This window comes from Xenorhabdus beddingii, from assembly GCF_002127545.1.
GTDB classification, from domain to species: Bacteria; Pseudomonadota; Gammaproteobacteria; order Enterobacterales; family Enterobacteriaceae; genus Xenorhabdus; species Xenorhabdus beddingii.
In genome coordinates, this window is sequence record NZ_MUBK01000007.1 from 49087 (window position 1) to 62413 (window position 13327).

Annotated in this window: 14 protein-coding genes; 6 read left to right on the forward strand and 8 right to left on the reverse strand. The window is 42.8% G+C overall.

The genetic code is table 11. The features are described 5' to 3' along the window. The first annotated feature begins 141 nt into the window (after positions 1-141). Positions 142-930: an enoyl-ACP reductase FabI gene (gene fabI, locus Xbed_RS05935; RefSeq protein WP_086112007.1), complete on the forward strand. Its 789-nt coding sequence runs from the start codon at positions 142-144 to the stop codon at positions 928-930. Positions 931-984: 54 nt separating this feature from the next. Here fabI and pdxY read toward each other — a convergent pair whose 3' ends face one another. The 4 genes from pdxY to anmK form a co-directional block, all read right to left on the reverse strand. Beyond that, a complete protein-coding gene (gene pdxY, locus Xbed_RS05940; protein ID WP_086112008.1) occupies positions 985-1863 on the reverse strand; it encodes a pyridoxal kinase PdxY in 879 nt (292 codons plus the stop codon). A 318-nt stretch (positions 1864-2181) separates the two neighbouring features. Beyond that, positions 2182-3453: a tyrosine--tRNA ligase gene (gene tyrS, locus Xbed_RS05945; protein ID WP_086112009.1), complete on the reverse strand. Its 1272-nt coding sequence runs from the start codon at positions 3451-3453 to the stop codon at positions 2182-2184. A 378-nt stretch (positions 3454-3831) separates the two neighbouring features. Further along, positions 3832-4485, reverse strand: coding sequence for a pyridoxamine 5'-phosphate oxidase (gene pdxH, locus Xbed_RS05955; RefSeq protein WP_086112011.1), 654 nt, complete (start codon positions 4483-4485; stop codon positions 3832-3834). Between the two features lie 52 nt (positions 4486-4537). Then, on the reverse strand, positions 4538-5650 hold the full coding sequence (gene anmK, locus Xbed_RS05960) for an anhydro-N-acetylmuramic acid kinase (RefSeq protein ID WP_086112012.1): 1113 nt from the start codon (positions 5648-5650) through the stop codon (positions 4538-4540). Positions 5651-5984: 334 nt separating this feature from the next. Between anmK and Xbed_RS05965 the strand changes: the two genes are divergently transcribed. Beyond that, positions 5985-6458: an outer membrane lipoprotein gene (locus Xbed_RS05965; RefSeq protein WP_086112013.1), complete on the forward strand. Its 474-nt coding sequence runs from the start codon at positions 5985-5987 to the stop codon at positions 6456-6458. A gap of 63 nt (positions 6459-6521) precedes the next feature. Here Xbed_RS05965 and slyA read toward each other — a convergent pair whose 3' ends face one another. Continuing rightward, positions 6522-6959 carry a transcriptional regulator SlyA gene (gene slyA, locus Xbed_RS05970; RefSeq protein WP_069316026.1) on the reverse strand — a complete coding sequence of 146 codons (438 nt, stop codon included), beginning with the start codon at positions 6957-6959 and terminating at the stop codon, positions 6522-6524. A gap of 678 nt (positions 6960-7637) precedes the next feature. Further along, complete coding sequence (locus Xbed_RS05975; RefSeq protein ID WP_086112014.1) at positions 7638-7877, reverse strand: DUF1289 domain-containing protein; 240 nt, start codon at positions 7875-7877, stop codon at positions 7638-7640. 250 nt (positions 7878-8127) lie between these two features. On the opposite strand from Xbed_RS05975, the gene gloA reads away from it, so the two are divergent. Beyond that, entirely contained in the window at positions 8128-8535 is a 408-nt protein-coding gene (gene gloA, locus Xbed_RS05980) for a lactoylglutathione lyase (protein WP_086112015.1), read from the forward strand. Positions 8536-8732: 197 nt separating this feature from the next. Then, entirely contained in the window at positions 8733-9383 is a 651-nt protein-coding gene (rnt, locus tag Xbed_RS05985) for a ribonuclease T (protein ID WP_086112016.1), read from the forward strand. A 65-nt stretch (positions 9384-9448) separates the two neighbouring features. Here rnt and Xbed_RS05990 read toward each other — a convergent pair whose 3' ends face one another. Then, on the reverse strand, positions 9449-9820 hold the full coding sequence (locus tag Xbed_RS05990; RefSeq protein WP_086112017.1) for a Grx4 family monothiol glutaredoxin: 372 nt from the start codon (positions 9818-9820) through the stop codon (positions 9449-9451). Positions 9821-10181: 361 nt separating this feature from the next. Here Xbed_RS05990 and sodB point away from each other — a divergent pair, with 361 nt between their 5' ends. Beyond that, positions 10182-10760 (forward strand): superoxide dismutase [Fe], encoded by a 579-nt coding sequence (gene sodB, locus Xbed_RS05995; protein WP_086112018.1) that lies wholly within the window; start codon positions 10182-10184, stop codon positions 10758-10760. Positions 10761-11296: 536 nt separating this feature from the next. Then, positions 11297-12322 carry an HTH-type transcriptional repressor PurR gene (purR, locus tag Xbed_RS06000; protein ID WP_086112019.1) on the forward strand — a complete coding sequence of 342 codons (1026 nt, stop codon included), beginning with the start codon at positions 11297-11299 and terminating at the stop codon, positions 12320-12322. Between the two features lie 3 nt (positions 12323-12325). Here the strand turns inward: purR and punR are convergent, their stop codons facing one another. Further along, positions 12326-13234 (reverse strand): DNA-binding transcriptional activator PunR, encoded by a 909-nt coding sequence (punR, locus tag Xbed_RS06005; RefSeq protein WP_086112020.1) that lies wholly within the window; start codon positions 13232-13234, stop codon positions 12326-12328. Between the last annotated feature and the right edge of the window lie 93 nt (positions 13235-13327).

Below are 13327 nucleotides of genomic sequence, written 5' to 3' on the forward strand. Positions count from 1 at the left end.
GGGAAACTCACCACATTTCTCTCCGGCGTGGTAGAATTGTCCCCGTTAATTAACAATAAACACTATGGTCATGTTAGGTAGATTATTTTTGTTACTCATGACTATGAGGGTTTGATCATAAAGAACAATAAGGATACTGCTATGGGTTTCATGACCGGCAAGCGCATTCTCATCACTGGTGTCGCCAGCAAACTGTCTATCGCTTATGGGATTGCCAAGGCAATGCGCGAACAAGGTGCAGAGCTGGCTTTCACCTATCAAAATGACAAATTGAAACCTCGTGTTGAAGAATTCGCTGCTTCATTGAATTCGAATATCGTTCTGCCGTGTGACGTGGCTGAAGACGAAAGTATCGATGCACTGTTCGTTGAATTAGGTAAAGTATGGCCTAAGTTCGACGGGTTCGTTCACTCTATCGGTTATGCTCCCGCCGATCAGCTTGATGGCGATTATGTGAATGCCGTCAGCCGTGAAGGCTTCAAAATTGCACATGATATCAGTGCATACAGTTTTGTTGCGATGGCAAAAGCATGCCGTGAAATGCTGAACCCTAATTCAGCCCTGCTGACCCTGAGCTATTTGGGTGCAGAACGTGCAATTCCTAACTATAACGTCATGGGTCTGGCGAAAGCCTCCCTGGAAGCAAACGTTCGTTATATGGCAAATGCAATGGGTGTCGAAGGCATTCGCGTTAACGGGATCTCTGCCGGGCCAATCCGCACGCTGGCCGCTTCCGGCATCAAGGACTTCCGTAAAATGCTGGCTCATTGCGAAGCCGTCACACCGATTCGCCGTACTGTAACCACAGAAGATGTCGGTAATGCCGCCGCATTCCTGTGCTCCGATCTGGCTGGTGGTGTTACAGGTGAAATTTTGCACGTTGACGGTGGCTTCAGCATTGCTGCCATGAACGAGTTGGAATTGAAATAAGTTCAATATATCCCCCGTGGATTTCAAATCCATGGGGGATATCATCTTAACCAATCAATCAATTTGTGATGCACTGAATTGATGGGTTGGTTTTACTATCTTATCTTGTGCAGCAACGAGTTGTAATTCAAACTCCCCACTCTTTTGAGTTTCCAACATGACTTCATAAACTGCGGCGGCAATATGCTCCAATGCCGCTTGCAATGCTGCATTTGTCAAAGAGGGATTTTTCAATAGATTGACCAGAAATAAACCACTGGTTAGGTCACCGACACCAACGGGTTGACGTACTCCCGTATCAATCAAAGGACGACTAATATGCCAGCTATGTTCTTTAGTCACTAAAAGCATTTCAAAACAATCTGTTTGGTAACCGGCACGGCTTAGGTGCTTAACTAACACAATCTTAGGGCCTTTCTCACATAACTCACGCGCTGCGGATATCGCTTGTTCTACGTTTTCAATTTTCCGCATGGTCAGTGTTTCAAGCTCCAGCAAATTAGGTGCAATGATATCACTGACAGGCAATGCCTTTTCACAAAGAAATTCAGCCACACCCGGTGCGACGATACATCCTTTTTCTGGATGCCCCATGACAGGGTCACAGAAATACCAGGCTTCGGGATTAGCTTGCTTAACCTGCTTCACAATATCAAGGATACAATGTCCCTGCTCCGCAGAGCCGATATAGCCACTCAGAACAGCATCACAAGATGACAATTTATGAATTTCACTAATTCCCTGTGCAATTTCAGTCAGGTGTTCTGGTGGCATGACACATCCACGCCATTGAGGATATTGAGTGTGGTTAGAAAATTGAACCGTATTTAATGGCCATACGTTCACTCCCATACGACTCATTGGAAAAACAGCCGCGCTGTTTCCCGCATGACCAAAGACGACATGAGATTGAATTGAAAGAACATTTTTCATTATAAGACCTAGTTTATTATTTTAAGATCCATGAATAGCTGACAAAAATAAAGATGTCAGATAATTAAAAGGCAACATCATTGTTGCCCTTTAATAACATCTTTATACCCGTCATACTTCAAGCTGCCTCTTTGTTGGCTACGCTCACTCACCCCGGTCACCGTTCTTATAAACATAGAGTGATCTATGCTCCCGGGGATTACTGAGAGGCTCCTGCCTCTCACCGGAGGCCAGCCTTTGGCTGGGCAAATTCGTTCCCGACGAATTTGTCGCTCCCTTGCCGCCGCGATGCAACTCGAATTATTTTGGGTATATGAATTATTTCCAGTCGATGAGGCAATAATGTTTTTTACCACGACGCAACAAAGTGTAACGCCCAAACAAACGGTCATCGCCCGTAAATGTGTACATAGGCTCAGATTGTTTTTCACCATTGATGGAAACGGCATTAGAACTGATCATAGTACGGGCTTGCCCACGGGATGGAACAAACTCAGCAGAAACCAGGGCTTGTTGCAAATCAGCCCCATTTTCCAGTTCAATAGCTGGCATACCATCCTGAGCCAATTGTGCAAAATCATCTTCGGTCAAATCAGCAACGCTGCCGGAAAATAAACTTTCAGTAATGCGCTTCGCCGCAGCAAGACCGACTTCTCCATGTACCAATTTGGTGACTTGTTCTGCCAGTACATATTGGGCACGTGGGGCTTTACCACTATTCTTGTCTTCTTCTTCCAGTGCATTGATTTCTTCAATGCTCATGAAAGTAAAGAATTTCAGGAAACGGTAAACATCTGCATCTGCTGTGTTAATCCAGAACTGGTAAAATTTGTATGGGCTGGTTCTCTTCGGATCTAACCAAACTGCCCCGCCTTCAGTCTTACCAAATTTAGTTCCATCCGACTTAGTGATCAGTGGAACAGTCATGCCAAACACTTGTTTCTGGTGTAAGCGACGAGTCAAATCGATACCTGAAGTAATGTTACCCCACTGATCTGAACCACCGATCTGTAACTCAACACCATATTTTCCATTCAAGTTAGCAAAGTCATAGGACTGCAACAGGTTATAAGAAAATTCGGTGTAGGAAATACCAACATCATCACGATTTAGACGTTGTTTCACCGCTTCTTTGTTGATCATCTGATTAACGGAAAAATGCTTACCAATATCACGCAGGAAAGCCAGTACATCCATTTGACCAAACCAATCATAGTTATTGGCTAACTCAGCACCATTTTCACCTTCAAAACTAAGGAATGGTGAAACCTGTTTGCGAATTTTCTCAACCCATTCATTGACTGTTTCTTCTGTGTTTAATTTGCGTTCGGTTGCTTTAAAGCTAGGATCGCCAATCAAACCTGTCGCACCACCGACCAACGCAATAGGCTTATGCCCAGCAAGTTGGAATCGTTTTAAACACAGCAAGGGAACCAGATGGCCCAAATGCAAGCTGTCAGCGGTAGGATCGAAGCCACAATAGAGAGAAACCGGACCTTGCGCCAGTCTCTCAGCTAACGCCTCTTCATCCGTTACCTGGGCAACAAGGCCCCGCTCTTGCAGTTGTTTAATCAGGTTATTGCTAGACATTAATGACTCCATCGGTTTGTATTCTTTACCTATATATACCCGTCATACTTCAAGCTGCCTCTTTGTTGGCTGCGCTCACTCACCCCGGTCACCATTCTTATAAACATAGAGTGATCTATGCTCCCGGGGATGAGCTCCCTTGCCGCCGCGATGCAACTCGAATTATTTTGGGTATACTTATATAAGTATCTCGTTATAAATCACGTGCTATAGCATAAAACGCCCGTAATATAAGTGCCAGTATTAAAAACGGTAATTATCTCCGTCGTCTTTCAAGTTGCAGCTTGGTTGGCTGCATCTTGAAAATCATCGGGTTTCATCCGGTACAAGGCATTCAGTATAAAGCCGCGATGTCGTTAAAGCGCCAAGCGATCGGTGTTAAGGCGCCAAACGATCGACATGCCATTCCTCACCTTCACGCTGATACAGAAAACGATCATGAAGACGATGAGCGCCTCCCTGCCAGAATTCCACCGAATCAAATTTGACTCTGAATCCCCCCCAAAAACTGGGCAAAGGAACTTCCCCATTCTGGAACTTCTGCTTCAACTCTAAAAACTTACCTTCCAAAATACCTCTTGCAGAAACCCGTGAAGATTGCTGGGAAGCCCAAGCTGCAATTTGGCTATCTCTTGGACGGCTATGGAAATATTTTACTACTTCAGTCGGAGACAATTTTTCTGCCTTACCGAGAAAACTGACCTGCCTTTCCAGTTGATACCACGGAAAATGGAGACTGATCCGATTATTCTGGGCCAGATGTTTCGCCTTACGGCTGCCAAGGTTGGTATAAAAAATTAGGCTGTGAGCGTCAAAATGCTTTAATAGAACAATACGCTGGTAAGGCTGACCGTGCTCATCTACCGTGGCGATACACATTGCTGTCGGATCGCTGAGTTTGGCCTCACACGCCTGTTTGAACCAACGTTCAAAAAGTTCAATGGGTTCTTGAGTAAGATCTTTGCGCCTTAACCCACCACGTATATATTCGCGACGCAGTTCCGCAATAGCGGTTTCATTATGTTCTGACATTTCTCATTCTCGATTTTTCATATAGCCATCATAAATAGCGTCCAACTGATTTTCATTCGCTAACTACGGGGTAAATTGCCCCTAAAATCGTTTCCCTGTCAGCTCCCGTTACTGATGGCAGATTACCTGACAATCCAGACATAGTACGAAATGCCAACCAAGCAAATGCCAACGCTTCCATGTCATCACCACTCAATCCATATTTGTCTGTCGTCGCCACTTCAGAGTCCGGCAATAAAGCGGATAACCGACTCATCACAAGTGGGTTTCTTGCACCACCACCACAAACCAAAAGGCGATCGCATCCACCACTCAACACAACCTGTTGAGCAATACTTACAGCCGTTAATTCAGCCAGCGTTGCCTGAACATCCACGGGAACAATTTCAGGGAAGTCTGCCAGCTGTTTTTCCAACCACGCCATATTAAAGTATTCACGTCCTGTGCTCTTTGGTGCGGTGCGTGCAAAATAGGGATCAGAAAGCATTTTCAGGAGCAAGGATTCATTGACATTACCTTCACGCGCCCATAACGCATTTTTGTCATAAGGTATTTGCTTATGTCGCCATACCCAGGCATCCATCAACATGTTTCCAGGCCCAGTATCATACCCTTTAACCGCAGAATCAGGCAGAAGCGCGGAGATATTCGCAATTCCACCAATATTCAAAATAATACGCCTCTCGGTCGGGTGACCCAATACAGCCATATGGAATGCAGGTACCAGAGGCGCTCCTTGGCCACCATAAGCCATATCACGTCGCCTGAAATCACCTACGGTTGTAATATTGGTCAGTGCGGCAACACGATTATTGTCACCGATTTGCATGGTAAACGGTTTTTCGCCATCTGGCTCATGCCATACTGTCTGCCCATGGCACCCGATTGCAGTAACATCATTCGCAGTCAACCCCGCTTTATCCAGCAGACCCTGCACTGATTCCGCAAAAAGAGTGCCAAGCTCATAATCAAATCTTCCTACCATTGATAATGTCGTTTGCTGCCCCTGACAGATGGAAAGCAATTTTTGTTTTAGTTCTTGCGGGAAAGGATGGTTATAACTCACTTGCTGAGTAACCGCTTTATCACTAATTTCCGCCAGAATAACATCAACACCATCCATGCTGGTGCCAGACATCACACCAATATAACGCCCTGACTTCATAAATATTCCCCTATTAAAGAATGGATTACATTTAATCTTGAGTAAACTATAAAACACATCCATTCGGCTATATATGTTTAATGATCATTATCAGGGATAAAATCTGAGTTTTGGAAAGCTCTTCACAAAACATGCTAGACTCTTGGTCAGGAATTATTCCTTTCAGAGTTGTTCGTGAGCACTTATTATATATGTAGATATGAGTCATTAGTGGCCGACAGATTTATTATTCCCGCTACTAACAATAGTATCCGCTACGAACAAGAGTAGCTGAATGCTTGATTATCGATTTATTATCAAGCGCCCCTATCAGGCAGTAAAATTAGGAGTGACTATGTTTAAACGTTTCCTGGTTGGTGCAGTCGTAGTAACCACATTGTCTGGTTGTGCAGACATGGGGGCACTTTCTAGTGATACTTATACTATGGATCAAGCCAAACAAGCTCAAGCTGTAACCTATGGCACTATCCTATCTGTGCGCCCTGTCACTATCAAAGGTAATCAGGCTGGCGACCCCAATATGTTGGGCCTCATTGGCGGCGCCGTTTTGGGTGGGCTGTTAGGTAATACGGTTGGTGGTGGTTCTGGTCAAAGGATTGCTACGGCTGCTGGTGCTATCGCAGGTGGTTTAGCCGGACAAGGAATCGAAGGTGTTGTAGATCAAACGAAAGGTGTTGAACTAGAAGTTCGTACAGATAGCGGAAAAAACATCATCGTAGTACAAAAATTGGATCGGGTTGCATTCAGCAGAGGGCAACGGGTCAAAATCGCCAATTTCGGAGATACCCTGACTGTATCGCCACTCTGAAACGCTCAAGTAGCACAAAACTAAAAATCGCGGTTTACTAATGTCTGAACCGCGATTTTATTTTTATATTACCTGTTTGTGTAATTGGCTAATATTTTTTTCGATTTTTTTTATTACAGAAGCAAGCAGAATTAACTCATCATGAGTAATTCCCTCCAAAATTTCTTTCCTTGTTGAATCAATAACACTATCTACTTCTCTGATAAAAGTTTCCGATTCTCCGGTTAATTTGATTCTTTTTGCTCGCCGATCATTGGCACATGTGTGGCGTGTAATCAGTTTCTTTTCTTCTAATTGATCAAGCGTTCTCACCAGAGATGGCTGCTCAATGCCAATGGCCTTTGCGAGCTGTATCTGTGACTGTTCTGGTGGTAGTTGACTAATATTGTATAGAGTAACCCAATGCGTCTGAGTTAATTTCAACGGTTTCAAACGATGATCAATTAAAGCACGCCAAACACGGACTAAACGAGCCAGATCTGATCCCAATGTCAATTCCAATTACCCCTCCTTATAATTAGAGACTCATATAACATCAATGGATTATCCAATCAGTTTATTCATATGAATAATGGATACGCACCCTATATCATGCTTACATTAGCAGGGTCAGAAATTTCGCTAATTACCTAATTAGTGTCGCGTTGGTTTGTTACTCAAAGTTGACATCTTCGTCTCCCTAAAGAACGAAGTTTTACGGCGCATCGAATAAAATTGCGCATTAATTCACCAACGATATAAACTGTATAAAATAATCCTTCAACTAAACTATTATAATTTTAAATATCAACAAAAAAAATACAAACCCCCAAAATATATACATTTCCACTCGGTTAAAGTTCCATAAGAATAACCGCCATCCAGATACTAATCTATATATTTTTACATTAATATCATTTTTCTCTTACAGATAGTGTCAATATCAGAATAAATAATATAAAAAACAATGAGATAATAAACCAGCTCTTTTATTGTTCAATAAATAATTCTTTGATAAGAAATTCTTACTAAAATACCTAAATTAGTCAACATAAGTGATATTTTAAAATGACTTATGTCAAATAAAAGAGATATGATGTAAAAATTACATCATTTTTTACTGGTAATATTTTTTTATTTTTAAGTTAATTATGAAATATTATTCATGTAAGCAAGTTTTTTCACCAATTCAGTATAAAATTAAAATAAACTTGGATGATTTAGTATAATATCACTATCTTTATCTTTTATTTTTAATGCTCTTAGAGATCTATGGTGACATAACCGCAATATTTTTCTTTTTTCACTATCCGATAATGTTGTCCATATAAATCGTTCTTCCCTGCTCCGATAGCATCCTCGACAAAAACCCCGGGAGTCAGATTCACAAATCCCCCGGCAAGGGTTTGGGATAGCAAAAAATTCTAATTGTTCAGCCATCTGATCCTCCTGCATCTAGACTTGTCAACTTCTTCCCCAGCAAAAATGTCTACCTTATTGACCAGTATAAGCCTGCAACATAACAATTCAAGATGGGATAATAACTAAAGGAAATCAAATAAAAGAAAGATGAATTGAATTATTTTATCTACACAAGTTATAGTCTAAACAGACATATCCAGAGTTAATGAGCAAAGTTTTGCAATAAAGCCATTTATCGAACTAAAACCTTAAATATCAAGAGGTAATCATGCGTTTACTCCATACTATGATCCGTGTTGGCAACCTGCAGCACTCGATTGATTTCTACACTCAGGTAATGGGTATGCGTTTACTTCGCACCAGTGAAAATCCAGAGTATAAATATTCCCTTGCATTTGTGGGTTATACCGATGAAAGCCAAGGTGCAGTCATTGAGTTAACCTATAATTGGGGCGTTGAAAACTACGAAATGGGAACTGCATTTGGACACATCGCGTTAGGTGTCGATGATGTCGCGGCAACCTGCGAACGTATTAAGCTCGCTGGTGGGAATGTCATCCGCGAGGCCGGACCCGTCAAAGGCGGGACGACGGTTATTGCTTTTGTTGAAGACCCCGATGGCTATAAGATCGAACTTATCGAAAACACAAGTGCCAGTAATGCCTTGGGAAACTAATGATCAAATAGGTTTGAGCTGCCGTTTGAGAAGCAAGCGGTATATTTACCTACATACAAAAGGGCATCCTTTCTGCCCTTTATTCTTAGCGTTGGATTTGGGTATAGATTACTTCTGCAAGACAAGCCAAATTTTGTCATAATAGACACTATTCCAGAGTTAAAAACAGAATCCTGAAGTTAAGAACTGAAAATCAGATGTCTAATAAAAACGATCAAAACATGTTAAGCGGACGCTTTCGTGGCTACTATCCTGTTGTCATTGATGTCGAAACCGGTGGCTTTAATGCGCGTACGGATGCTTTACTTGAAATTGCTGCAATCACGTTAAAAATGGATGAAGAAGGCTGGCTGACACCCGCTGATGCACTGCACTTCCATATCGACCCTTTTGAAGGTGCTAACCTTGATCCTGCTGCTCTGGCATTCACAGGCATAGACCCCCAAAATCCCTTGCGAGGCGCCGTCAGTGAATACACTGCATTACATGCCATTTTCAAAATGGTCCGCAAAGGAATGAAAGACACTAATTGTAACCGCGCAATCATGGTCGCCCACAATGCCAGTTTTGATCATAATTTTGTTATGGCTGCTGCGGAACGTTCTGGTTTGAAGCGTAACCCATTCCATCCTTTCGCTACGTTTGATACTGCCGCACTCAGTGGATTGGTTCTTGGTCAGACAATCCTCGCCAAAGCCTGTATCACTGCCGAAATACCCTTTGACAGTCATCAAGCCCACAGCGCACTTTATGATACCGACCGAACTGCCCTGCTTTTCTGCGAACTCGTTAATCGCTGGAAACGGCTCGGTGGCTGGCCGTTACCTTCCGCTGATCGCGAATCCTAATACATTAAGCCCCATATCCATCATAGATATGGGGCTACACAGTGACCATCCATCATGCCGATGGATTATTCACCGGCTTCTTGCTCACGGTACTTGTCAGCCGTTTCTTTGATCAATGTTTGTAATTCACCACGTTGGTACATTTCAACCAAAATATCACATCCGCCCACCAGCTCACCATCGATCCATAGCTGAGGAAATGTTGGCCAATGCGCATATTTAGGCAACTCAGCACGAATATCCGGATTTTGCAGAATATCCACATAGGCAAAACGCTCACCACAGGCAGATAAAACCTGAACTGCCTGGGCAGAGAAACCACAGCTCGGCAACTTAGGAGAACCTTTCATGTACAGCAGAATTGGGTTCTCACTAATCTGGCGTTTGATTTTTTCAATGATGTCTTCAGTTGTTGTATTCGTATTAATAGTCGTCATTTTTGCTTCCTTAAACTGCAAGCGCTATTTATCAGCATCAGAAAAGATTGATTCAGAATACCACTTTCCACGCTGATTTTTCTACCGAGAACTTTCTGTAGCAAATTTTTACCATGATTTACAGCAAGTTTTTATCAGGTATTTTTATCCCAACTGACTTTATTCACCCATGTTATAGTTCAGTTCTGCATCTGTTCGCAACTCAATAGTCTCTTTTCCTCTGTTATTTAGCGGAAAAGTTGTTAAGATAATTATCAAAACAGCAACATGATAATAAGTTCAAATTTGCTCTGCCCATGATAAGTCCCTTATAAATCATGGTTTACAGAGCCAAAAACCCGATATTAAAAAGGAGCATGCAATGTCTTTTGAATTACCAGCATTACCTTATGCCAAAGATGCCTTGGAACCACACATTTCTGCAGAAACTCTAGAATATCATTACGGCAAACATCACAACGCTTATGTTGTAAACCTGAACAATCTGATTAAAGATTCTGAGCTTGCCGAAAAATCACTGGAAGACATCATCAAAACGTCTGAAGGCGGTATTTTCAATAACGCAGCACAAGTCTGGAACCACACTTTCTACTGGCACAGTCTGTCACCAAATGGTGGTGGTGAACCCATTGGGAAAGTAGCAGATGCCATCAACAGCGCTTTCGGTTCTTTTGCTGAGTTCAAACAGCAGTTTACCGATTCCGCCCTGAAAAACTTCGGTTCCGGCTGGACTTGGCTGGTCAAGAAAACTGACGGCAGCCTTGCTATCGTTAACACTTCTAACGCAGCCACCCCGCTGACGGGTGAAGACAAACCTGTACTGACAGTTGATGTTTGGGAACACGCATATTACATCGATTACCGCAATGCCCGCCCGCAATATTTGGAGCACTTCTGGGCTTTGGTCAACTGGAAATTTGTTGAAGAAAATCTGGCTTAATAAGATTAATTCTCATCTCAGTTTAAAATAATCAGGGCAGGTTTTCCGCTATTCACTGTATTATGAATACCGGAGAACCTACCCTTAAAGCAAAGATGTTATCCTCAATGTTTTTTCAAATCTTGGTTAGATAAGGCACAGGCTTCCCAGAAAAACAATCATGATTAATGCACTGCCGGCAGCCAATAATCCCAGCTTCAGATCTGTATCCATAGAATATCCTCAATGTGAAAATTAAGACACCTCAACACCATAAGTGCTGAATGATTATTCATCGCATTACCTAAAAAACCATACCCATACCGTAATCCTTAGGCCATACTCTTTATAACATCGATTATTACTTTCACTTTTGAGCTAGATCAGACAAAATTCAAGGTTTATCGCTAACTTATTGCCAAGCATCATTCTATATATAAATATATTGGCAAACGATTAACAAATCTCTATGCCCGATAGATTTCAGGTTGCCGCATGGCAACCTGAAAAATGAAGGGTGTATAAATTAGACCATAAGGTCAGGAGTCTTTTTTATCATGGCAACGATTAAAGATGTGGCTAAACGCGCTGGTGTTTCGACCACAACCGTATCCCATGTTATCAATAAAACCCGTTTCGTCGCCGAAGATACCAAGGCCGCTGTTTGGGCTGCAATTAAAGAGCTAAATTATTCCCCCAGCGCTGTTGCCCGTAGCTTGAAAGTCAACCACACCAAATCCATTGGATTGCTGGCAACATCAAGTGAAGCGCCCTATTTTGCTGAAATCATAGAGTCTGTCGAAAATAGCTGCTATGGCAAAGGCTATACGCTGATTTTATGTAATTCCCATAACAATCTTGATAAGCAGAAAGCCTACCTCGCCATGTTGGCGCAAAAACGCGTAGACGGTTTACTGGTAATGTGTTCAGAATATCCTGAACAACTTTTGGGTATGCTGGAAGACTATCGCAATATCCCTATGGTGGTTATGGACTGGGGTGAATCCAGAGGGGATTTTACCGATGCCATTATTGATAACGCCTTTCATGGGGGTTATCTTGCAGGCCGTTACCTTATTGAGCGCGGTCATCGTGATATTGCATCTATTCCAGGACCATTGGCGAGAAACACCGGGGGCGGACGTCACCAAGGTTTTCTCAAGGCGCTGAAGGAAGCCAATATCGCCGTTCGGGATGAGTGGATTGTACAGGGTGATTTTGAGCCTGAATCCGGTTATCAGGCCATGTGTAAGATCCTGAATCAAAAACAACGCCCAACAGCGGTTTTCTGTGGTGGGGATGTCATGGCAATGGGAGCCATTTGTGCGGCTGATGAGTTGGGATTACGTGTTCCACAAGACATTTCTATTATTGGTTATGACAATATTCGCAATGCCCGTTACTTTACGCCAGCATTGACAACCATCCATCAACCCAAGGAACGTTTGGGGCAAATGGCCTTTTCAATGCTGCTGGACAGAATCGTCAATAAACGTGAGGATGCACAAACTATTGAAGTCCACCCGCGCCTCGTTGAACGCCGCTCTGTAGCGGATGGACCTTTCATCGATTATCGCCGTTGATAGCTAATTTTCCTGTAACCATTCAGCATTAAGCGTTTCACTATCACCAAGATAACCAAGCAACCAACTTAATGCTGGTGAATGGCATTTTTCTGACCATGTTAAACAACATGGGCTATCGGGTAGTGGTTGTTCAAGTTCCAGTGCTATTAATTTTCCTTTACGGATCAATGGTAGTGCACGATGCTTGGGCACCATTCCGACACACAACCCATCCATCAGGCAATTCAATCCGACATCCCAGTCAGGGACAACCAATCGCCGTTGATTATTTAAAGCCCATGTATCACGTTTAGGTAAACTGCGCGAAGTATCTTCAAGACACAAACTGGAATAAGCCCGCATTTGGTCATCGTTCAATTTTCCCGATATCGCAGCCAGTTCATGTTCAGGACTGGCTACACATAACCAAGGCATGAATCCCATATCCCTAAAACTATATCGTTCGCCGACAGGGGAGGCGCGTGTCGCCCCGATAGCAACATCCACTCTTCCATCCACAAGGGCATCCCACACCCCATTAAAAACCTCAGGATAAATAAATAATTCAATATCTGGAAAATGGCGGTAAAAATCCAAAATCAACCGGAGAGTTCGTTCAGGCTTGACGACTTGATCAACCGCAATACTGAATTGTCCCCGCCAACCATTGGCGACTTGCTGACATTGGTGCCGTGTGTGATTCATTTTTTTGATAACAGATCGGGCTTCTTTAACAAAAACAGCCCCGGCCTCAGTTAAATCCACATCACGGTGACGGCGTTCAAATAAAGGTACCGCCAGCCATTCTTCAAGCTGTTTTACCGTGTAGCTGATGGCAGAAGGCACACGATGAAGCTCTGATGCAGCAGCACTAAAACTTCCTGTTCTGGCAACAGCATCAACGACTTCCAGAGAGTATTCAGACCACATAGATATTCCTTTCAATTTTTTTCACAGCATGGTGCAAATATTACCGTTTCACAAGTAAAAATCATGCCATATAGAATAAGTCGGTATATTCTT

Excerpts from the sequence above, each read along its gene's own strand:
- fabI (WP_086112007.1), top strand. The coding sequence starts at position 142 with ATGGGTTTCATGACCGGCAAGCGCATTCTCATCACTGGTGTCGCCAGC.
- pdxY (WP_086112008.1), bottom strand. The coding sequence starts at position 1,863 with ATGAAAAATGTTCTTTCAATTCAATCTCATGTCGTCTTTGGTCATGCG.
- tyrS (WP_086112009.1), bottom strand. The coding sequence starts at position 3,453 with ATGTCTAGCAATAACCTGATTAAACAACTGCAAGAGCGGGGCCTTGTT.
- pdxH (WP_086112011.1), bottom strand. The coding sequence starts at position 4,485 with ATGTCAGAACATAATGAAACCGCTATTGCGGAACTGCGTCGCGAATAT.
- anmK (WP_086112012.1), bottom strand. The coding sequence starts at position 5,650 with ATGAAGTCAGGGCGTTATATTGGTGTGATGTCTGGCACCAGCATGGAT.
- Xbed_RS05965 (WP_086112013.1), top strand. The coding sequence starts at position 5,985 with ATGTTTAAACGTTTCCTGGTTGGTGCAGTCGTAGTAACCACATTGTCT.
- Xbed_RS05975 (WP_086112014.1), bottom strand. The coding sequence starts at position 7,877 with ATGGCTGAACAATTAGAATTTTTTGCTATCCCAAACCCTTGCCGGGGG.
- gloA (WP_086112015.1), top strand. The coding sequence starts at position 8,128 with ATGCGTTTACTCCATACTATGATCCGTGTTGGCAACCTGCAGCACTCG.
- rnt (WP_086112016.1), top strand. The coding sequence starts at position 8,733 with ATGTCTAATAAAAACGATCAAAACATGTTAAGCGGACGCTTTCGTGGC.
- Xbed_RS05990 (WP_086112017.1), bottom strand. The coding sequence starts at position 9,820 with ATGACGACTATTAATACGAATACAACAACTGAAGACATCATTGAAAAA.
- sodB (WP_086112018.1), top strand. The coding sequence starts at position 10,182 with ATGTCTTTTGAATTACCAGCATTACCTTATGCCAAAGATGCCTTGGAA.
- purR (WP_086112019.1), top strand. The coding sequence starts at position 11,297 with ATGGCAACGATTAAAGATGTGGCTAAACGCGCTGGTGTTTCGACCACA.
- punR (WP_086112020.1), bottom strand. The coding sequence starts at position 13,234 with ATGTGGTCTGAATACTCTCTGGAAGTCGTTGATGCTGTTGCCAGAACA.